Genomic DNA, 18544 nt, shown 5'->3' on the forward strand with positions numbered 1-18544 from the left:
GAAGGTTGCCTTAATCCAGCGTATCCGCAAGCCAGTTTTCCAGCAGGAAATGCGCAATCGCCCCCTTTCGGGCCGGTTTGATCTTGGGGTGTTGCCCGGCAAAGACATCCATCATGTCCTCTTTCGACACCCATAGGGCCTCTTCGATCTCTTTGGGGTCGATGGTGATCTCGTGGCTTGTCGCCTCTCCGGCGCAGCCGAACATGAGCGACGCGGGAAACGGCCAAGGCTGGCTGGCAAGATAGCTGACCTGACCGACCTGCACGCCCGCCTCTTCAAATACCTCGCGGCGCACGGCGGCTTCGAGCGTTTCACCCGGTTCGACAAACCCCGCCAAAAGCGAGAACATCCCCTCGGGCCAGCCCGGCGACCGCCCCATCAGGACAGAGTTGCCGTGGGTAATCAGCATGATCACAACCGGATCGGTGCGCGGAAAATGCGACGCGCGACACGCGGGGCAGTTGCGTTGCCAGCCTGCGTCATTCACCACGGTTTCAAAGCCGCAGCGGGCGCAGTAGCCGTGATTTTCGTGCCACGCCAGAATGGCCTTGCCGGTCGCCGCCAGTTCGGCGTCACGCGGACTGAGCCACGTCATCACGCGGCGCATTTCGACGAAAGCATAGTCGGGCGGCAACATCGGGTGGCGCTGTTCGCTTTGATCCACGAAAGACCCCAGCTGGCGCGGGTCGAAGTCATCGGGCATCCACGGCGACAGGTCATAGGCAAACCGCGCGGCCCCCTCTTCGCGCCCCAGCAAGATCGGGGCAGAGCCGGCATCCGCCAGAACGGGGTGATCCAGCGGCAAACGCACAACAGACGCGGGGCGCGCGGGGTCGATCAGAATCTTGCCCCGCCAGAACAGAATGGCGCGGGCGGCGTCATCGGCGCGCAATGCGGCCACGGCCTCCTTGTCGGCGCGAACCTCTCCGGCGCGGTCAAGCGCTGACCCTCCGAAAGTGACCGTCTCGGCGTGCTTCATGCGTATCCTCCCGTTTGCGTGCACCATGCCTATTGGCCAAACCGCGCGATGCCAAGGCTGCATGGCGCCGTGCCCGATAAAAACGCCCGGGACAAAAACGCCTTTGGGCCCGTCTTGCATCCCATCCGGCCCTATACTATATGGGCGGTGAGAGGTTGGTGCGGGCAGGTGCCTCGCCAACCCGGTCAGATCCGGAAGGAAGCAGCCGTAACGAGACCCACTTGGGTCGTTATCAGCCTCTCACCCCAGCGTATTTTGCCCCGCAAAATACGCGTCGCCCCGCAGGGTCATCCAAAGGATGGCCTGAGAGGGGCAGCCCACCCCGCCATAATATAGATGCTTATCGTCCCTGCCCCGCAGCGCCTCCATGCGTTTGGTTATCGGCATTTCGGCACGGCCACAGACAACAGGTCAGGTTACCCATGGGTAACTTAACCTGTTGTTTATACTAATTATTTTTACGTTATAGCACCGGACGCTGTTACAGCTGCTCTGCCGCGAAAGTGTCGCATTGGCCGACCTGACCGCTGTCGAACCCGCGCTGGAACCAGCTTGAACGCTGCTCGGACGTGCCGTGGGTAAAGGTGTGCGGCTGGGGGACGCGACCGGCCTGACGTTGCAGGTGGTCATCGCCGATCTTGCGCGCGGCGTTCAATGCCTCGTCCAGATCGCCCCGCTCCATCAGACCTTTGACGTTCTTGGCCCAGATGCCCGAAAAACAATCGGCCATCAGCTCGAGCCGCACGGTCAGGGCGTTCGCCTCGGCCGTAGAGGATTGGCGGCGCAGCGCGTCGACCTTGGGCAGGATGCCCAGTTCGTTCTGGACGTGGTGGGCGACCTCGTGGGCAATCACATAGGCGGCGGCGAAATCCCCGCCTGCCCCCATGCGCTGCGCCAGAAGATCAAAGAATTGCGTGTCGATATAAGCTTTTTCGTCCGCAGGGCAGTAGAACGGCCCCGTCGCGCCAGAGGCCCCGCCACAGGCACTTTGCGTGACGTTGGAAAAGACAACGAGCTTGGGCGGCACGTATTCGCGACCCAACTGCTGTGGGAAAATCTCGCCCCAGACATCTTCGGTGGTGGCCAGCACCTGCGCGGTGAACTGCGTGGCCTGCGCGTCAGAGTCAGAGACCGGCGCGCCCTGCTGGGTTTGCGGCGCGCCGCCCCCGTTCAGCAAGGGCGATACGTCGATGCCGGTGAAATAGCCGATCGCCAGCACCGCCAAGACGCCGACGATCCCCAGACCGCCCGCACGCCCGGCACCGCCCCCGCGCCCGCCGCGGCGGACCTCAACGTTTTTGCTTCTTCTGATGCCGCGCAACCGCATAAATTTGTCCCCGCTATGTCAAATATTATTGTCAGCGTAACGCGCGACGCGCAGAATAGTTCAATGAATAAAAGCAATGAACTGGCCGAGAACCGCACCGACTGGGCCGAAGACCGCACGATTTTGGCGAACGAGCGCACCTTTGCAGGATGGATGCGCACGGGGATGGCGTCGCTTGCGGTGGCGATCGGGCTTAAGGCGGTGTTCGGTGATTTTGACCCGACATGGGCCGCGAAAGGCGTGGCGACGATCTTTGTCGTCGCGGCGGTCTATATCTTCTGGGCGGCCCATGATGCGGCGACCAAGACGCTGGACCGGCTGAACGACCACCATGCCAATGCGCAACCCAATGCGCGGATTAAGACGCTGGCGGTGATTTTCAGCTTTGCCTCGGTTGCGGTTGGCGGCATCCTTTGGATGCTCTAGGTTCAGGGCTTCAATCGAATCTTGCAGGATCGTCATGACAGCACCCTCTGCCTATCGCGTATTGGCCCGCAAATACCGGCCTGAAACCTTTGCCGATCTGGTCGGGCAGGACGCGATGGTGCGCACGCTGAAAAACGCGTTCGAGGCGGATCGCATTGCGCAGGCGTTTATCATGACCGGCATCCGCGGGACCGGTAAAACGACGACAGCACGGATCATCGCCAAGGGGATGAACTGCATCGGGCCGGACGGGAATGGCGGGCCGACGACGGAACCCTGCGGGGTCTGCGAACATTGCGTCGCCATCATGGAGGGCCGCCACGTCGACGTGATGGAGATGGACGCCGCATCGAACACCGGCGTCGGCAATATCCGCGAGATTATCGACAGCGTGCATTACCGCGCGGCCTCGGCCCGGTACAAAGTCTACATCATCGATGAGGTGCACATGCTGTCGACCGGCGCGTTCAACGCGTTGCTCAAGACGCTTGAGGAACCGCCCGAGCACGTCAAATTCATCTTCGCCACGACCGAGATCCGCAAGGTGCCCGTGACCGTTCTGTCGCGCTGCCAACGGTTCGACCTGCGTCGGATCGAACCCGAGGTGATGATCGCGCTGATGCGCAAGATCGCCACCGCCGAAGGGGCCGAGATTGCGGACGATGCGCTGGCGCTGATCACCCGTGCCGCCGAAGGGTCCGCGCGCGATGCCACGTCCTTGCTGGATCAGGCGATCAGCCACGGGGCGGGCGAAACAACGGCGGTGCAGGTGCGTGCGATGCTGGGGCTGGCGGATCGCGGGCGGGTGCTGGACCTGTTCGATATGATCCTGCGCGGCGATGCAGCCGGCGCGCTGGACGAGCTGGGCAACCAGTATTCCGACGGGGCCGACCCGATGGCCGTGCTGCGCGATCTGGCCGAGATCACCCATTGGGTATCGGTGGTCAAGATCACCCCCGATGCCGCCGAAGATCCCACCGTCTCGCCCGAGGAACGCAGCCGTGGCGTCACCATGGCGGAAACCCTGCCGATGCGCGTGCTGACCCGTCTGTGGCAGATGTTGCTGAAAGCGCTGGACGAGGTGGCAAGCGCGCCCAATGCGATGATGGCCGCCGAGATGGCGGTGATCCGCCTGACCCATGTCGCCGATCTGCCCAGCCCTGAAGAGCTTGCCCGCAAGCTGGCCAATACCACGCCTCCTCCCGCCCCGCCGCAGGGTCCGGGGGGCGGGGCCGCCGTGCCCGCCGGGGGTGGATCGACCAGCGCTATGGGCAGCCAGCAGATGTCGGGCGGGCCTGCGGGCGGCGCAACGATGGCGGCACTTGCCCCGGCGGTGGCGCAGGCTTTGGCGCACTACCCGACGTTTGAACATGTGGTCGAGCTCATCCGAAGCAACCGCGACGTGAAGCTGTTGGTGGAGGTCGAGACCTCGGTCCGGCTGGCGGCCTATCAACCGGGGCGGATCGAATTCACCCCGACCGACAGCGCCCCCCGCGATCTGGCGCAGCGCCTTGGCACGCGGCTGCAACTGTGGACCGGCAACCGCTGGGCCGTGACCATCGTGGGCGACAGCAGCGCCAAAACCATCGCCGAGGTCCGCGACGCCAAGGAAAACGCGCTGAAATCGCAGGCGGAAAACCACCCGCTGATGCAGGCCGTCATGGCGAGCTTTCCGGGGGCCAAGATCCTGTCGATCCGCACGCCCGAGGAAATCGCCGCCGCCGCCGTGTCCGAAGCGCTGCCCGAGGTCGAGGATGAATGGGATCCTTTCGAGGACGACTGACCCCGCCTGCCCCTGCTCTGCCCGCGACCTGTCCACGCCGGGGCACCCCTTGTCGGGGGGCGGCAAAGACCGCATATACATAAGCAAATAAAGCTACAGGAGACGACCACATGCTTAAAGGTTTGGGTGCCATGGGTGACATGGCCAAGATGATGAAGACGGCGCAGCAGATGCAGGGCAAAATGGCGCAGCTGCAAGAAGACATGCATAATATCATCGTCGAAGGGGAATCCGGTGCCGGTCTGGTCAAGGCGACCTGCACTGCCAAGGGCGAGCTGAAGTCGCTGGATATCGATCCGTCGATCTTCAACGGCGACGAGAAAGAAGTCGTCGAGGACCTGATCCTCGCCGCGATCAAGGACGCGCAGACCAAAGCCACCGACCGCGCCCAGTCCGAGATGAGCAAGCTGACCGAAGGCATGGGTCTGCCCGCGGATATGAAGCTGCCGTTCTGATCCTTCCAAATGGGGTTAAATCCTCGCCGAAGGCATTAAAACTCTTTCACACCAACGCCATGGGGGTCCACAGATGAGCAGCACACGCGACATTGATGCGCTCATCGACCTGATGGCGCGGCTGCCCGGATTGGGGCCACGCTCGGCCCGTCGGGCGGTGCTGCATCTGATCCGCAAGCGCGCGCTGTTGCTGACCCCTTTGGCCGATATGATGCAGACCGTGGCGGCGACGGCGCGCGAATGCATCAACTGCGGCAATGTGGGCACCGCCGATATCTGCGACATCTGCACGTCGGAAAAACGCGCCAATGGCGAGATTTGCGTGGTCGAGGATGTCGCCGATCTGTGGGCGATGGAACGGTCGGGCGTGTTCAAGGGGCGTTATCATGTGCTGGGTGGCACGCTGTCGGCGCTGGATGCCATCGGCCCGCAGGAATTGCGCATCCCGCGGCTGCTGGACCGCGTGCGCGACGAGGCCGTGTCAGAGGTTATTCTGGCGCTGAACGCCACCATCGACGGGCAGACCACGGCGCATTACATCGCGGACCAGCTTGAGGGTCAGGTGCGGTTGACCTCTCTGGCCCAGGGTGTGCCGATCGGCGGGGAGCTTGATTACCTTGACGATGGGACGATCACCGCAGCGATGCGCGCGCGCAAGTCGATCTAGGGCCGCGTGGCCTCAAGCTTTCCGATCCGCCAGCCGTTTGCGCATCTGTGCAAGTTCGATCAGGGCGGCATCGCGTTCGGCCTCTAGCTGGGCGATGCTGCGGCCTGCGGTCTCAATGTTTACCCCGTCGACCAGACGCGCGCAGGTATCGGCGTCGAGCCTTGGCGCGCCGAGATTATCCCAACGTTTCTGCTGGCTTGGCCCGAGATGCGCCAGATAGCCCGCCATGCCTCCGGCGCCCCCGCCAAGGTGATAGGCCATATGCGCCCCCAGCACCGACCAGCGCAGCCCCGGGCCGTTGACCAGCGCCTGATCCACCGCGTCGACATCGGCGATGCCCTCGGCGACGATATGCACCGCCTCGCGCCAGAGCGCCGAGGACAGCCGGTTGGCGATATGCCCCACCGCATCTTTTTTCAGCCGCACGGGCACAGAGCCGAGGCTGCGGTAGAACCCTTCGGCCCAGTCGAGCACGTTCGTGTCAGGGCCGTAGACTTCGACCAGCGGCACCAGATGGGGCGGATTGAAGGGATGTGCGGTGATCAGCCGGTCGGGGTGCTGCATCCCCGGCACAAGATCCGACCACGGGTGCGCCGAGGTGCTGGAGGCGATGATCACATCCGGCGCGACGATGCTTTCGATCTGCGCGTAAAGCTGGTGTTTCAGCGGCACGTTCTCGGGCGCGTTTTCCTGGATCAGCACCACGTCTTGTAGGGCGTCTTGCAAACTCTCGTGGGTTGAAAGCGCGCCTTGGGGGGCCGCCCCCGCCGAGATTTCCTGCAGTTGCGCCAAGGGCCCCGCCACGCGGGCGGCGAAACCGTCGCGGGCACCTGTGTCAGGGTCCCACGCGCGGACGGTGTGGCCTGCGTGCTGGAACAGCGCGGCCCAGCTTGCGCCGATCAAGCCGCAGCCGATGACGGCCACGGTGCAGGGGGGCATCATCGAGGTCGTGTCAGTCAACCGACAGCACCGTTTCCTGCCCGTTTTCAAGCACATAGACGCAGCCCTGCCGGTTTGACAACTGGCCCAGCTCGGCGCGGTTCAACCCGCAGAGCGCACCGCGCAAAAGCTGGCCGCTGAGCCCGTGAGCGACCACGACGGTGGGTTCGGTCAGCGTGTCGACAAAGGCATTCACCCGCGCCTGAAACACGTCAAAGCCTTCGCCACCGGGAGCGGCGCAATAGAATTCCATGTGGGGGCTTTGCGCCGTGATGCCTGCGGGCAGGTTCTTGAAGATATCGGCGCGCAGGTGGCCTTCCCAATCGCCGGCGAAAATCTCTTTCAGGCGGTCGTCGGTCTGGTAGTCCCGCCCGCCAAGGGCGATATCCGCGGTCTGGCGCGTGCGTTTGAGCGGCGACACGATGCAGGGCGGGTTATGCGCAAGGATCGGGGCCATCAGCTCGGCCTGCTGCTGCGCATGGACCCTGCCCCGTTCGGAGAGCACGGATTCGGTCTGGCCCTGCACCCTCCCTTCTGCGTTCCATTCGGTTTCACCGTGCCGCAGGAACCAGACTTTGGGATAGGATTTCATGACGTGGGGCCTTTTATCGCGTTGAGTTGCCTAGCACTTTGGCTCAAGCGCGCGCAGAACGCCACCCACACAAAAATCAAGCAAGAGCGGGCGATACACCATAGGGCTTTCGCGCCGATCACTTTGCGACAGGCCCGCAATGCGGATGCCGCTTGCGACGATAGACACCATCGAGGACACGGTCAGCGACAGCACCGCGGCAAGCTGTTCACGGTCGGCATCAGGACGCAGACGCTCCATTTCGTCAAGGTAGATAGAGGCGACGCGATCATAAAGCGGCCCTGCCTCGCGGTAATAACGTTCGTCAGACATGATCCGCGCCACCAGCTGCGCATAGGCCCGCCATTGCGGATCCCCGCGCGAGGCGATTTCGAGGTACGGGGTGACATAGGCGTCGATCAGCGTCTCCAGCGTGAGCCGCTCTGTCGATTTCAGCGCATCAAGCCGTGCCATGCGCATGGCGTTGAGCGTTTCGACCCGCCGTTTCAGCACGGTCACGAAAAGCTCTTGCTTTGTACCCCCGTGAAAGCCGACCACACCCAGCGTGACTTCGGCTTCGCGCGCGATCCGGCGGATGCTGACCGCATCAAAGCCAAGCTCGGCGAAGCAACGCTCTGCCGCGTCGAGCACGCGTTCGCGGGTGATCTCGCCGCGTGCAACGCGACCATCCTTGCTTGTGCCGTCTTCCTTGCGGTCCGTCATGACACCCCGGTCCCTCTGATCAGGCCATTATGGTGCATGACCTGCGCGTTGCGCGGTCCGGCAGTGGTCACACATGCCCCGCGACTGTTATTATTGCGGCGCTTCAGCATTTTTCGCAAACTTTATCAAAAATCAAAGTAAACCAGTTCGTTGCCTCGGGATTTGGGTGCGCTTAGCGACATCGGCTTTGGTTTGCGACCAAGAATTGCACCGAATCACCTGTTACCAGAGGGCACACCCCCCTGATGGTTGAACAAATGGGCAGCGTGACACGGTATGGGTTTATTGCCCGCACTTACCGCGTGTGTGAGCGTCAACGGCATCAACCCCGCTTGGCCCAAGGAGAGGTGAGTGATTCGTTTTGCAATGCTGCGGGGGGCGCTATGTGGTGGCTTGGGCATCGCCCTGCGCGTTTCGCCGCCGCTGGTCGCAGTTTCGCGGCCTTCGCGACGCGGGGGAGGTGGATATTTCAAACTAAGTGTACTATCGCATACCAAACTTCAGGAAAGGCTGGATACCATGGCTGAGACACAGACACCCGACATCATTTACACGCAGGTCGATGAGGCCCCCGAACTGGCAAGCTATTCGCTGCTGCCGATCATCCGCAGCTTTGCCGATGCGGCAGGGGTTTCTGTGGGCACCCGTGATATCTCTTTGTCGGGGCGTATTCTGGCGGCCTTCCCCGACGCGCTGACCGAGGCGCAAAAACAGTCCGACGATCTGGCGATCCTGGGCGATCTGGTGAAAACGCCCGACGCCAATGTGATCAAGCTGCCGAACATCTCTGCCTCGGTGCCGCAGCTGGTGGCCGCGATCAAGGAATTGCAGGGTCAGGGCTATGCGCTGCCCGACTATCCCGAAGCGCCAAGCACCGACGCGGAAAAGAAAGCCCGCGCGGCCTATGACGCGATCAAGGGCTCTGCGGTGAACCCCGTTCTGCGCGAAGGCAACTCTGACCGTCGCGCGGCCAATGCGGTCAAGAAATACGCGATGGCGAACCCCCATTCGATGGGCACATGGTCCAAGGACAGCAAAACCAAAGTATCGTCGATGTCGGGCGGTGATTTCTTCTCGAACGAGAAATCCCTGACACTGACCGAGGCGCAGGCCGGTGCGGCCAAGATCGTGCATGTTGCCGCCGACGGGACCGAGACCGTGTTGAAGGATGGCGTTTCTTTCCCCGCGGGCACTGTCGTCGACACGACCTTCATGTCTGCCAAGGCGCTGGACACATTCCTGGCCGAGCAGATCGAAGAGACCAAGAAAGACGGCACGCTGTTCTCGTTGCACATGAAAGCGACGATGATGAAAGTGTCGGACCCGATCATCTTTGGCCACGCGGTGCGGGAATATCTGAAGCCCGTCTTCGACACATACGGTGACGAGCTGAAGGCGGCGGGTGTGAACCCGAACGCAGGCATCGGCGACATGATGGAGCGGATCAAGGACAACGCCGAGATCACCCAAGCCGTCAAAGACGCGATGGCGGCACGCCCACCGATGTATATGGTGAATTCGGACAAAGGGATCACCAACCTGCACGTGCCATCCGACGTGATCATCGACGCGTCCATGCCCGCGCTGATCCGCGCTGGCGGCAAGGGCTGGGGCCCCGACAACAAGGAACACGACACCAACTGCGTGATCCCCGACAACTCATATGCCCCTGTCTATGAAGAAAGCATTAATTACTTCAAGGAAACCGGCGCGCTGGACCCGACGACCTCGGGCACAGTGCAGAACATCGGTTTGATGGCGCAGAAGGCCGAGGAATACGGATCGCACCCCACCACCTTCGAGATCCCCGCGGATGGCACCGTGAAAATGATCGCCGCCAATGGCGACGTGATTTCCGAGCACAGCGTCGAGGCAAACGACATCTGGCGCGCGGCCTCGGCCCGCAAGGCCCCGATCGAGGATTGGGTGCAGCTGGCCATCGACCGTCAGAAAGCCGAAGGCTGCGAGGCGATCTTCTGGCTGGACGAGAACCGCGCCCATGACGCAGAGCTGATCGCCTATGTGAAGCCGATCCTTGAAGCCAAGGGCGTGGCCGACAAGTTCCAGATCATGTCCCCCGCCAAGGCCACGCGCCAGACGCTTGAGACAATCCGCAAGGGCGAGAATTCGATCGCGATCACCGGCAACGTGCTGCGCGACTATCTGACCGACCTGTTCCCCATTCTGGAACTGGGCACCTCGGCCAAGATGCTGTCGATCGTCAAGCTGATGCAGGGCGGTGGCCTGTTTGAAACCGGCGCGGGCGGGTCTGCCCCCAAGCACGTGCAGCAGCTGGTTGAAGAAAATCACCTGCGGTGGGACAGCCTGGGCGAGTTCTGTGCGCTTGGAGAAAGCCTCAAGTTCCTCGCGGACCAGAAGGACAATGCCAAGGCCGCCGTCCTGGGCAAAGCCGTAGATGCCGCGACCCAAGGCATCCTGGACAACAACAAATCGCCATCGCGCAAAGTGGGCGAGCCGGACAACCGCGCCAGCCACTATTACTTTGCCCTTTACTGGGCACAGGCGCTGGCCAGCCAGAGCGACGACGCCGCATTGGCCGAACATTTTGCCCCCATCGCCGAAAAACTGGCGGCGAATGAGGACAAGATCATGGCCGAGCTGGCAGAGGTTCAGGGCAAGCCTGTCGATCTGGGCGGGTACTTCCATTCGGACCCCGCCAAGACCGAAGCGGTGATGCGCCCCTCGGCCACGTTGAACGCCATCATCGGCTAAGGCACCACAGCATCGCGACCTATCCGCCCCGTCCTTTTGCAAAAGGGCGGGGCGTTTTCTTCGGGAACCATTCGCAGGCACTGCCGGTTGTTTGACCGGCAGCTTGCCGCCCCGTCGGCAACAAACCGTCCCGCGCCCTTGCTGTCAGTTGATCCCTGCACGCATTCCTTCTATCGAAGAGGGCAGTATTTTAACGCTGATAGATCAGGATATTTCATGACCAAGCCGTTGCCCAAAGTCACGCCGAACACATGGGAATTTCTGCGCGACCCCATGATCGCCCCCACCGGTTTTCGCGAATATGACGCGCGCTGGCAGTACCCCGAAGCGATCAACCTGCCGGGGATCACCGCGCTTGGCCTTGGTCTGGGCACGCAGATGCAACAGCGCGGGATCGAGCCCGTTATCGCTGTGGGCAATGATTACCGCGACTATTCCCTATCGATTAAAAATGCGCTGATTTTGGGCCTGATGCAGGCGGGTATTCACGTCAAGGATATCGGCCCCTGCCTGTCGCCCATGGCCTATTTCGCGCAGTTCCATCTGGATGCGCCCGCGGTGGCGATGGTCACCGCCTCGCACAACCCCAATGGCTGGACCGGCGTGAAGATGGGCTTTGAACGCCCGCTGACCCACGGCCCCGACGAGATGGCCGAACTGCGCGATATCGTTCTGGAAGGGCGTGGCGAACAGCGCGAAGGCGGCAAGTATGAATTTGTCGATGGCGTGCGCGAAGCCTATCTGGATGATCTGGTGGGTGACTTCAAAATGACTCGCAAGCTCAAGGTCGTCTGCGCCACGGGGAACGGCACCGCCGCCGCCTTTGCACCCGAACTGTTCCGCCGTCTGGGGGTCGAGGTGGTCGATAGCCATAACACGCTGGATTACACGTTCCCGCATTACAACCCGAACCCCGAAGCGATGGAAATGCTGCATGATATGTCCGACAGCGTGAAAGCCTCGGGCGCGGATTTCGCGCTTGGGTTTGACGGCGACGGCGACCGCTGCGGCGTGGTGGATGACGAGGGCGAAGAGATTTTCGCCGACAAGATGGGCGTCATCATGGCGCGCGATCTGTCCGCGATTTACCCCAACAGCACCTTTGTCGCTGATGTGAAATCGACCGGGCTTTATGCCTCTGACCCTGTTTTGCAGGCCAATGGGGTTACGGCGGACTATTGGAAAACCGGCCACAGCCACATGAAACGGCGGGTCAAACAGTTGGGCGCGCTGGCGGGGTTCGAGAAATCGGGCCACTACTTCCTGGCTGAACCCATCGGGCGTGGCTATGACTGCGGCATGCGCGTCGCGGTCGAGGTCTGCAAACTGATGGACCGCAATCCCGACATGAAGATGTCGGACCTGCGCCGCGCCCTGCCCCACACATATTCCACCCCCACCATGTCGCCCTATGCGTCGGACGAGGACAAATACGATATCCTCGACCGGATCGTCGCCAAGTTGAAAGACGTGACCGAGTTGGGCGGCCGCCCCGTGAAAGAGGTCGTGGCCGTGAATGGCGCGCGGGTGATCCTGGACAACGGCAGCTGGGGGCTGGTGCGCGCCTCTTCGAACACGCCGAACCTTGTGGTGGTCTGCGAAAGCTCTGAATCCGAGGAAGAATTGCGCGCGATCTTTGCCGATCTGGACGCGGTGATCCGGACAGAGCCGGAGGTTGGCGACTACGACCAAACCTTCTGATTGCATCAAGACTCGCCAGAATCCTCTAAGTTGAGTAAATGTTGATGTGTCTGCCCCCTCGGGCAGGCACATTTTTCGTTTAGGGGCCCTGATGGTAAAACGCGCGCTGATCACCGGTATCACCGGTCAAGACGGGTCCTATCTGGCGGAGTTGTTGCTGGACAAAGGATACGAGGTGCACGGGATCAAGCGGCGGTCGTCATCTCTTAATACGCAGCGGATTGATCATATTTATCAAGACCCTCACGAGGATGACCCCGATCTGATCCTGCATTATGGCGATCTTACCGACAGTTCGAACCTGACACGGATCATGCGCGAGGTGCAGCCGGACGAGGTCTATAACCTTGGCGCGCAAAGCCATGTCGCGGTCAGTTTCGAGACGCCCGAATATACGACAGAGGCGAACGCCAACGGGGCCCTGCGGTTGCTAGAGGCGATCCGGTTTCTGGGGTTCGAAAAAAAGACCCGCTTTTACCAAGCATCAACTTCTGAGCTGTATGGCTTGGTGCAAGAGACACCACAGACGGAGGAAACACCCTTTCACCCGCGCAGCCCCTATGCGGTTGCCAAGATGTACGCCTATTGGATCACGGTTAATTATCGCGAGGCCTATGGAATCTATGCCTGCAACGGCATCCTTTTTAACCATGAGAGCGCCCGCCGTGGCGAAACCTTTGTCACGCGCAAGATCACGCGCGGCTTGGCCAATATCGCGCAGGGGTTGGAGGGGTGTCTTTATATGGGCAATATCGACGCGCTGCGCGATTGGGGGCACGCCAAGGATTACGTGCGCATGCAGTGGATGATGCTGCAGCAGGACGTGGCAGAGGATTTCGTGATCGCCACCGGCGTGCAGTATTCCGTGCGCCAGTTCATCACGTGGTCGGCGGCAGAGCTGGGGATCACCCTGCGGTTTGAAGGGGCGGGCGTGGATGAATATGCTGTTGTCGATAGCGTCATTGGGGAGGATGCCCCCGCGGTCAGCCCCGGCGATGTGGTGATGCGCATTGATCCGCAGTATTTCCGCCCCGCCGAGGTGGAGACGCTGCTGGGGTCGCCCGCCAAGGCGAAGAAGAAACTCGGGTGGGAACCGCAAATCACCGCGCAAGAGATGTGTGCAGAGATGGTGGCGAATGACCTGCAGGTCGCGCGGCGGCATGCGTTGTTGAAAGAGCACGGGTTGGATCTGCCGATCCCGCTCGAGAACGGGTAGGCCCATGCGGAAATTCTATATCGCAGGGCATCGCGGCATGGTCGGCGGGGCGATCTTGCGGCAGCTGCAGGCGCGCAAGGATGCTGGGGAGGCGTTGGAACTGGTGACGCGGACCCGTGCGGAACTGGACCTGACCGATCAGGCAGCGGTGCGCGACTTTATGCGTTCTGAGGCACCGGATGTGGTTATCCTCGCCGCGGCCAAGGTTGGCGGGATCATGGCGAACAACACATATCCTGCTGAGTTTATTTACGAAAACCTGATGATCGAATGTAATGTGATCCATCAGGCGTTCGCGGCGGGGGTTCAACAGCTGCTACAACTGGGCAGCTCTTGCATCTATCCGCGTGACGCGGCGCAGCCGATGGCCGAAAATGCCCTGCTGACCGGCCCGCTTGAGCCCACGAACGAGCCCTACGCCATCGCCAAGATCGCCGGCATTAAACTTTGCGAAAGTTATAACCGGCAATATGGCGTGGATTATCGCAGTGTGATGCCAACGAATCTCTATGGGCCGGGGGATAATTTTCATCCGCAGAACAGCCATGTTTTGCCCGCCCTGATCCGTCGTTTCCACCAGGCCACGCGCGACGGGGCGGCGGAGGTCGTGATTTGGAGCAGCGGCAAACCGATGCGGGAATTCCTGCATGTGGACGATATGGCGGAAGCGTCGCTGTTTGTGCTCGACCTGCCGCGTGATGTTTACGCTGCGCAGACGCACCCGATGCAAAGCCATATCAACGTGGGCACGGGCCGCGACATCAGCATCGCGGCGCTGGCGCCGATGGTGGCGGAGGTGACGGGGTTCAAAGGGCGGCTGGTGTTCGATACGTCGAAGCCAGACGGGACGATGCGCAAGCTGATGGATGTCTCGCGTTTGGCGGATATGGGCTGGCGCGCGCGGATCGATCTGAAAGACGGGCTTCGGGAGACATATGATTGGTTTTTGCGACAGGATCACCTGCGCACCTAAATCTAAAGCATTTGATTAATCTCTCGTTAGAATTTTTCAGATTAACTGCCTCTCATGATGCACGCTATTCTCCTTTGCGGCGGGTCGGGCACACGCCTTTGGCCCCTGTCGCGCAAATGCTACCCCAAACAGTTTGCCAAGCTGATGGGGGATGAAAGCCTGTTCCAGATTTCGGCCAAGCGTCTGACCGGCCCCGGATTCGCCCCCCCGATTGTGGTGACTGGCGACCCGTTCCGGTTCATCGTGACCGAACAACTGGCGCAGGTGGAACGGGCGGCGCAGGCGATCCTGATCGAACCCGAGGGGCGCAATACCGCCCCTGCGATCCTTGCCGCGGCGCTGTATATTGCGCGCACTGACGCGCAAGCGCTGATGCTGGTCGCGCCGTCGGACCATGTGATTCCCGACGGCGATGCTTTTGCCCAGACCGTGCAAGCCGCGGTGCCGCGCGCGCAGGCCGGTGATCTGGTCACCTTTGGCATCACGCCTACGCGGGCCGAAACGGGCTATGGCTATCTTGAGTTGGCCGAGGGCGCGGACGCGCGCGCCAATACCCCGCAACCCCTTGCGCGCTTTGTCGAAAAGCCGGATCGCGCACAGGCGCAGGGGATGCTGCAGGCGGGGAATTTTCTGTGGAATGCCGGGATCTTCCTGTTCACGGCGCAGACGATTATTGACGCCTATCAGACCCACGCGCCCGAGATGCTGCACGCGGTGCGCGCATCGCTTGACGGGGCGACCTCTGATCTGGGGCTGACCCGTCTCGCGCCCGAGGCTTGGGCGCAAGCCGATGAAATCTCTATCGATTATGCGATCATGGAGAAGGCGGATAACCTCGCGGTGATGCCTTTCGCCGCCGGATGGTCCGACTTGGGCGGTTGGGATGCGGTCTGGCTGGAAAGCGGGCCGGACGCGGCGGGAAATGTCTGTTCTGACAATGCCACGGCGATTGATTGTGCGGGCACGCTGCTGCGGTCCGAAACCGACGGATTGCAGCTGGTCGGCATCGGTTTGGACAATATCATCGCCGTCGCCATGGGCGATGCGGTGCTGGTGGCGGATAAATCGCAAGCGCAGCGGGTGAAGGAAGCGGTTGAGGCGCTCAAAAGGCGGGATGCCAGTCAAGCGGTCCAACTGCCGCGCGATTACCGCCCGTGGGGCTGGTATGAAAGCCTTGTGATCGGCGGGCGGTTTCAGGTGAAACGCATCGTGGTAAACCCCGGTGCAGCCCTGAGCCTACAAAGCCATCACCACCGGTCGGAACATTGGATCGTGGTCGAAGGCACCGCGAAAGTGACCGTGGACGACACCGTGAAACTGATCAGCGAGAACCAGTCGGTCTACATCCCGCTTGGCTCCGTGCACCGGATGGAGAACCCCGGCAAACTGCCCATGGTGCTGATCGAGGTGCAGACCGGCAGCTATTTTGGCGAGGATGATATTATCCGCTACGAGGATGTCTATGCGCGGGGGTAAGGCTTCGTCTGTCCTGGCAACGAAAAAAGCGCCCCCCTTCAGGGGCGCTTTCGCTGTTTCAGGCTTTGCGTCGGATCAGCTGCGCGACAGGACGCTGGCGGGGCGCGCTTTGGCCAGACCGCTGGTGATAAACCCTGCAAGCACTGCTTTGATCAAGTCACCGGGGATGAACACGGTCACCAGCGCGGCGGATTCCAGCAGCGATTTATCCAGCGCGATCGACAGGCCGATGATCCCGAAGATATAAAGCACGACGATCCCGCCGATGACCGAGGCAACCGCCGCAACGATGGTCAGCGAGGGCCCGTACCATTTTTCGACGATCAGGCCGGTGACAAAGGCCGCCACGGGGAAGCCGATCAAAAAGCCGGAGGACGGCAGCATGAAGGCACCCAGCCCACCGTTGCCACCGGCCAGAAGCGGCAGCCCCAAAGCGACCAGCAGCAAGAAGAGCAGCACGGCCAGCGCGCCGCGTTTGGCCCCCAGCACGGTCCCGCAAAGCATGATGCCCAAGCTTTGCGCCGTGATTGGTACGCCAAAGCCAAGCGAGAATTTCGGGATCAACGCAAGTGCTGCAATCAGGGCAGCGAACAGCGCAACGAGGGTCAGGTTACGTTCCATAACAAAGGGTCCTTTGCGTAAATTTGACGGCATGTATCCCCGCGATCACAAAATTAAGCAAGCGTCGTGATCGTGACCAAAGGTCAGCGCTGGCGTTATGCAACCGGTGCGGCACGGGCCAGCAGGGCGGACACGTCCAGATGGGTTTCCATATGGTCGGCCAGCGCGTCGAGCGTGTCTTCCACGGTCTGACTGTAGGAGGTCGGCCCTGCCCCCAGCCCCAGTTGTGCCAACCAGGCACTGCGGAAACTGTCGTTGGTAAAGAGCCCGTGCAGATAGGTGCCGGTGATCTTGCCATCGCGCGACCCTGCCCCGTCGGGGGTGCCGTTGATATGCGCAAAGGGCGTGGCGCAATCGGCCCCCACCGTCTGCCCGATGTGGATTTCATAGCCGTCGATCTGGGTGCCCGTGGCGGCATGGTCGGCAGTGACGCGGGTCAGCGTCTTGTCCGGGGCCATGCGGGTTTCGACATCCAGCAGGCCCAGCCCCTCTTCGCGGCCCGCGGGCCCCTCGAAGCCCTGCGGATCCTCGATAAACCGGCCCAGCATCTGGTAGCCGCCGCAGATCCCCAGCACCGCGCCGCCGCGCCGCACATGAGCATAAAGGTCGATGTCCCAGCCTTGGGCGCGCAGGAAAGCCAGATCGCCGCGGGTGGATTTCGTGCCCGGCAGGATCACCAGATCGGCGTCGGCGGGCAGCGGCGTGCCGGGGGGGACCATGGTCAGCCGCACCGAAGCCTCCGCCGCCAGCGGGTCGAGGTCGTCGAAGTTCGAGATGCGCGAGAGCATGGGGCAGACGATGTGGAACCCCCCGTCGGAGGGCGCGCGCGACAGGTCCACCGCGTCTTCGGCGGGCAGCAGATGTGCGTTGGCAAACCAAGGCAATGTGCCGAACCCCGTCCAGCCGGTGCGGCGTTCAATCTCGCGGTAGCCGTCGTCAAAAAGGCTGACATCGCCGCGGAACTTGTTGACCAGAAAACCGGTGATCATCGCCGCGTCCTTTGGGTCCATCACCACTTGGGTGCCCACGATCTGGGCGATGACGCCGCCACGGTTGATGTCTCCGGCCAAGACAACGGGTACACCTGCGGCGCGGGCAAAGCCCATATTGGCAAGGTCGTTCTGGCGCAGGTTCACCTCTGCCGGGCTGCCGGCGCCTTCGACGATGATCAGATCGGCGCTTTGCCCGAGGATTCCGAAGCTTTGAAGCACGGGGGCCATCAGCCCTGCGCGGGCCTTGCTGAAGTCACGCGCTTGCAGGGTGCTATGGCGCTGCCCCTGCACGATCACCTGTGATCCGCTGTCGGTTTCGGGCTTCAGCAGGATGGGGTTCATATGCACCGACAGGGGCCGCCCGCAGGCGATCGCTTGCAGAGCTTGGGCGCGGCCGATCTCTCCGCCGTCCTCGGTGACGGCGGCGTTGTTCGACATGTTCTGCGGCTTGAACGGCGCGACGGAAAGCCCCCGACGCGTGGCCGCGCGGCACAGGCCCGCCACCAGCATCGATTTCCCCACATTCGATCCGGTGCCCTGGATCATGATGGCGCGGGTGGGCATGGCGGGACCTCGTGTTTTTTGTGCAGCCCTTGGTGTCAGCCTGCGGTGATCCCGTCAAGCATCCGCGGGCAGCCCTGCGCTTTGGCCGCCCGCGGGAAAATCCGCGCAAAGCGGATTTGGCCCCTGCGTTATGACAGGCGCAGCTTGACAGGGGCGGGCAAATGACCAATGCAGGGCGTATGTTGGTTCCTGTCCCAGACAGGCGAAGAGGGAACGCGATACGCATTGATCCAACCTTGGGTCAGCGCCAAGCGCAGCCGCCCCCGCGACCGTGACCGGAGAGAGCTTTCAACCACTGGCCCCTAGGCTGGGAAGGTGAAGGTTCGCAAGGCAAGCTGCCTTAGATCCGCAAGCCGGGAGACCTGCCAGCATAGTTTGTAACGGGCGAACGGGGTGTT

The 18544-nt window shown here is 62.0% G+C and carries 16 protein-coding genes, 1 other RNA gene and 1 riboswitch; of the genes, 10 read left to right on the plus strand and 7 right to left on the minus strand.

Annotation, left to right across the window (positions count from 1 at the left end):
- Nucleotides 1-10: 10 nt before the first annotated feature.
- Nucleotides 11-979 carry an NAD(+) diphosphatase gene (gene nudC, locus C1J04_RS14660; protein ID WP_009825379.1) on the minus strand — a complete coding sequence of 323 codons (969 nt, stop codon included), beginning with the start codon at nucleotides 977-979 and terminating at the stop codon, nucleotides 11-13.
- 148 nt (nucleotides 980-1127) lie between these two features.
- Here nudC and ffs point away from each other — a divergent pair.
- Nucleotides 1128-1225, plus strand: an RNA gene (gene ffs / locus C1J04_RS14665) — signal recognition particle sRNA small type.
- Between the two features lie 235 nt (nucleotides 1226-1460).
- Here ffs and ypfJ read toward each other — a convergent pair.
- Complete coding sequence (gene ypfJ / locus C1J04_RS14670; RefSeq protein ID WP_005850043.1) at nucleotides 1461-2306, minus strand: KPN_02809 family neutral zinc metallopeptidase; 846 nt, start codon at nucleotides 2304-2306, stop codon at nucleotides 1461-1463.
- A gap of 63 nt (nucleotides 2307-2369) precedes the next feature.
- Between ypfJ and C1J04_RS14675 the strand changes: the two genes are divergently transcribed.
- The 4 genes from C1J04_RS14675 to recR all read left to right on the plus strand — a co-directional run bounded on the left by C1J04_RS14675 (nucleotide 2370) and on the right by recR (nucleotide 5637).
- Entirely contained in the window at nucleotides 2370-2732 is a 363-nt protein-coding gene (locus C1J04_RS14675) for a DUF202 domain-containing protein (RefSeq protein ID WP_009825381.1), read from the plus strand.
- A 34-nt stretch (nucleotides 2733-2766) separates the two neighbouring features.
- Nucleotides 2767-4515 carry a DNA polymerase III subunit gamma/tau gene (locus C1J04_RS14680; protein WP_009825382.1) on the plus strand — a complete coding sequence of 583 codons (1749 nt, stop codon included), beginning with the start codon at nucleotides 2767-2769 and terminating at the stop codon, nucleotides 4513-4515.
- Nucleotides 4516-4625: 110 nt separating this feature from the next.
- Nucleotides 4626-4970: a YbaB/EbfC family nucleoid-associated protein gene (locus tag C1J04_RS14685; protein WP_005850050.1), complete on the plus strand. Its 345-nt coding sequence runs from the start codon at nucleotides 4626-4628 to the stop codon at nucleotides 4968-4970.
- Between the two features lie 73 nt (nucleotides 4971-5043).
- Nucleotides 5044-5637, plus strand: a complete 594-nt coding sequence (gene recR / locus C1J04_RS14690) for a recombination mediator RecR (protein WP_009825384.1) — start codon at nucleotides 5044-5046, stop codon at nucleotides 5635-5637.
- A gap of 12 nt (nucleotides 5638-5649) precedes the next feature.
- Here the strand turns inward: recR and C1J04_RS14695 are convergent, their stop codons facing one another.
- From C1J04_RS14695 to C1J04_RS14705, 3 genes are read right to left on the minus strand one after another with little or no spacing between them, the layout of a single operon-like run.
- Complete coding sequence (locus C1J04_RS14695) at nucleotides 5650-6597, minus strand: 3-hydroxyacyl-CoA dehydrogenase NAD-binding domain-containing protein (protein ID WP_254655122.1); 948 nt, start codon at nucleotides 6595-6597, stop codon at nucleotides 5650-5652.
- Nucleotides 6590-7168 carry a histidine phosphatase family protein gene (locus C1J04_RS14700; RefSeq protein WP_009825386.1) on the minus strand — a complete coding sequence of 193 codons (579 nt, stop codon included), beginning with the start codon at nucleotides 7166-7168 and terminating at the stop codon, nucleotides 6590-6592. The genes C1J04_RS14695 and C1J04_RS14700 overlap by 8 nt, the downstream gene beginning before the upstream one ends.
- A gap of 30 nt (nucleotides 7169-7198) precedes the next feature.
- Nucleotides 7199-7870 carry a TetR/AcrR family transcriptional regulator gene (locus C1J04_RS14705; protein WP_009825387.1) on the minus strand — a complete coding sequence of 224 codons (672 nt, stop codon included), beginning with the start codon at nucleotides 7868-7870 and terminating at the stop codon, nucleotides 7199-7201.
- Between the two features lie 519 nt (nucleotides 7871-8389).
- Here C1J04_RS14705 and C1J04_RS14710 point away from each other — a divergent pair.
- The 5 genes from C1J04_RS14710 (at nucleotide 8390) to C1J04_RS14730 (ending at nucleotide 15969) form a co-directional block, all read left to right on the plus strand.
- Nucleotides 8390-10603 (plus strand): NADP-dependent isocitrate dehydrogenase, encoded by a 2214-nt coding sequence (locus C1J04_RS14710; protein ID WP_037953941.1) that lies wholly within the window; start codon nucleotides 8390-8392, stop codon nucleotides 10601-10603.
- Nucleotides 10604-10819: 216 nt separating this feature from the next.
- The gene (locus tag C1J04_RS14715; protein ID WP_009825389.1) at nucleotides 10820-12304 is read left to right on the plus strand and encodes a phosphomannomutase/phosphoglucomutase; all 1485 of its coding nucleotides are present in this window, start codon (nucleotides 10820-10822) and stop codon (nucleotides 12302-12304) included.
- Between the two features lie 91 nt (nucleotides 12305-12395).
- On the plus strand, nucleotides 12396-13520 hold the full coding sequence (gmd, locus tag C1J04_RS14720; protein ID WP_009825390.1) for a GDP-mannose 4,6-dehydratase: 1125 nt from the start codon (nucleotides 12396-12398) through the stop codon (nucleotides 13518-13520).
- A gap of 4 nt (nucleotides 13521-13524) precedes the next feature.
- Nucleotides 13525-14493 carry a GDP-L-fucose synthase gene (fcl, locus tag C1J04_RS14725; RefSeq protein WP_009825391.1) on the plus strand — a complete coding sequence of 323 codons (969 nt, stop codon included), beginning with the start codon at nucleotides 13525-13527 and terminating at the stop codon, nucleotides 14491-14493.
- 54 nt (nucleotides 14494-14547) lie between these two features.
- Nucleotides 14548-15969, plus strand: a complete 1422-nt coding sequence (locus C1J04_RS14730; RefSeq protein WP_009825392.1) for a mannose-1-phosphate guanylyltransferase/mannose-6-phosphate isomerase — start codon at nucleotides 14548-14550, stop codon at nucleotides 15967-15969.
- A gap of 75 nt (nucleotides 15970-16044) precedes the next feature.
- Here C1J04_RS14730 and C1J04_RS14735 read toward each other — a convergent pair whose 3' ends face one another.
- Together C1J04_RS14735 and C1J04_RS14740 are read right to left on the minus strand one after the other, a co-directional pair.
- On the minus strand, nucleotides 16045-16590 hold the full coding sequence (locus C1J04_RS14735) for a biotin transporter BioY (protein WP_009825393.1): 546 nt from the start codon (nucleotides 16588-16590) through the stop codon (nucleotides 16045-16047).
- Nucleotides 16591-16685: 95 nt separating this feature from the next.
- Complete coding sequence (locus tag C1J04_RS14740; protein WP_009825394.1) at nucleotides 16686-18146, minus strand: cobyric acid synthase; 1461 nt, start codon at nucleotides 18144-18146, stop codon at nucleotides 16686-16688.
- Nucleotides 18147-18312: 166 nt separating this feature from the next.
- A riboswitch (cobalamin riboswitch) is annotated at nucleotides 18313-18530 on the plus strand.
- Nucleotides 18531-18544: the final 14 nt, after the last annotated feature.

Origin of the sequence: Sulfitobacter sp. SK025, from assembly GCF_003352105.1 — a bacterium.
Classification (GTDB): domain Bacteria; phylum Pseudomonadota; class Alphaproteobacteria; order Rhodobacterales; family Rhodobacteraceae; genus Sulfitobacter; species Sulfitobacter pontiacus.

What these genes read in the sequence shown, in the direction of transcription:
- C1J04_RS14705 (WP_009825387.1), bottom strand. Translation starts at nt 7,870, where the DNA reads ATGACGGACCGCAAGGAAGACGGCACAAGCAAGGATGGTCGCGTTGCA.
- C1J04_RS14735 (WP_009825393.1), bottom strand. Translation starts at nt 16,590, where the DNA reads ATGGAACGTAACCTGACCCTCGTTGCGCTGTTCGCTGCCCTGATTGCA.
- recR (WP_009825384.1), top strand. Translation starts at nt 5,044, where the DNA reads ATGAGCAGCACACGCGACATTGATGCGCTCATCGACCTGATGGCGCGG.
- C1J04_RS14675 (WP_009825381.1), top strand. Translation starts at nt 2,370, where the DNA reads ATGAATAAAAGCAATGAACTGGCCGAGAACCGCACCGACTGGGCCGAA.
- C1J04_RS14730 (WP_009825392.1), top strand. Translation starts at nt 14,548, where the DNA reads ATGATGCACGCTATTCTCCTTTGCGGCGGGTCGGGCACACGCCTTTGG.
- C1J04_RS14680 (WP_009825382.1), top strand. Translation starts at nt 2,767, where the DNA reads ATGACAGCACCCTCTGCCTATCGCGTATTGGCCCGCAAATACCGGCCT.
- C1J04_RS14685 (WP_005850050.1), top strand. Translation starts at nt 4,626, where the DNA reads ATGCTTAAAGGTTTGGGTGCCATGGGTGACATGGCCAAGATGATGAAG.
- nudC (WP_009825379.1), bottom strand. Translation starts at nt 979, where the DNA reads ATGAAGCACGCCGAGACGGTCACTTTCGGAGGGTCAGCGCTTGACCGC.
- gmd (WP_009825390.1), top strand. Translation starts at nt 12,396, where the DNA reads ATGGTAAAACGCGCGCTGATCACCGGTATCACCGGTCAAGACGGGTCC.
- fcl (WP_009825391.1), top strand. Translation starts at nt 13,525, where the DNA reads ATGCGGAAATTCTATATCGCAGGGCATCGCGGCATGGTCGGCGGGGCG.
- C1J04_RS14700 (WP_009825386.1), bottom strand. Translation starts at nt 7,168, where the DNA reads ATGAAATCCTATCCCAAAGTCTGGTTCCTGCGGCACGGTGAAACCGAA.
- ypfJ (WP_005850043.1), bottom strand. Translation starts at nt 2,306, where the DNA reads ATGCGGTTGCGCGGCATCAGAAGAAGCAAAAACGTTGAGGTCCGCCGC.
- C1J04_RS14740 (WP_009825394.1), bottom strand. Translation starts at nt 18,146, where the DNA reads ATGCCCACCCGCGCCATCATGATCCAGGGCACCGGATCGAATGTGGGG.
- C1J04_RS14710 (WP_037953941.1), top strand. Translation starts at nt 8,390, where the DNA reads ATGGCTGAGACACAGACACCCGACATCATTTACACGCAGGTCGATGAG.
- C1J04_RS14715 (WP_009825389.1), top strand. Translation starts at nt 10,820, where the DNA reads ATGACCAAGCCGTTGCCCAAAGTCACGCCGAACACATGGGAATTTCTG.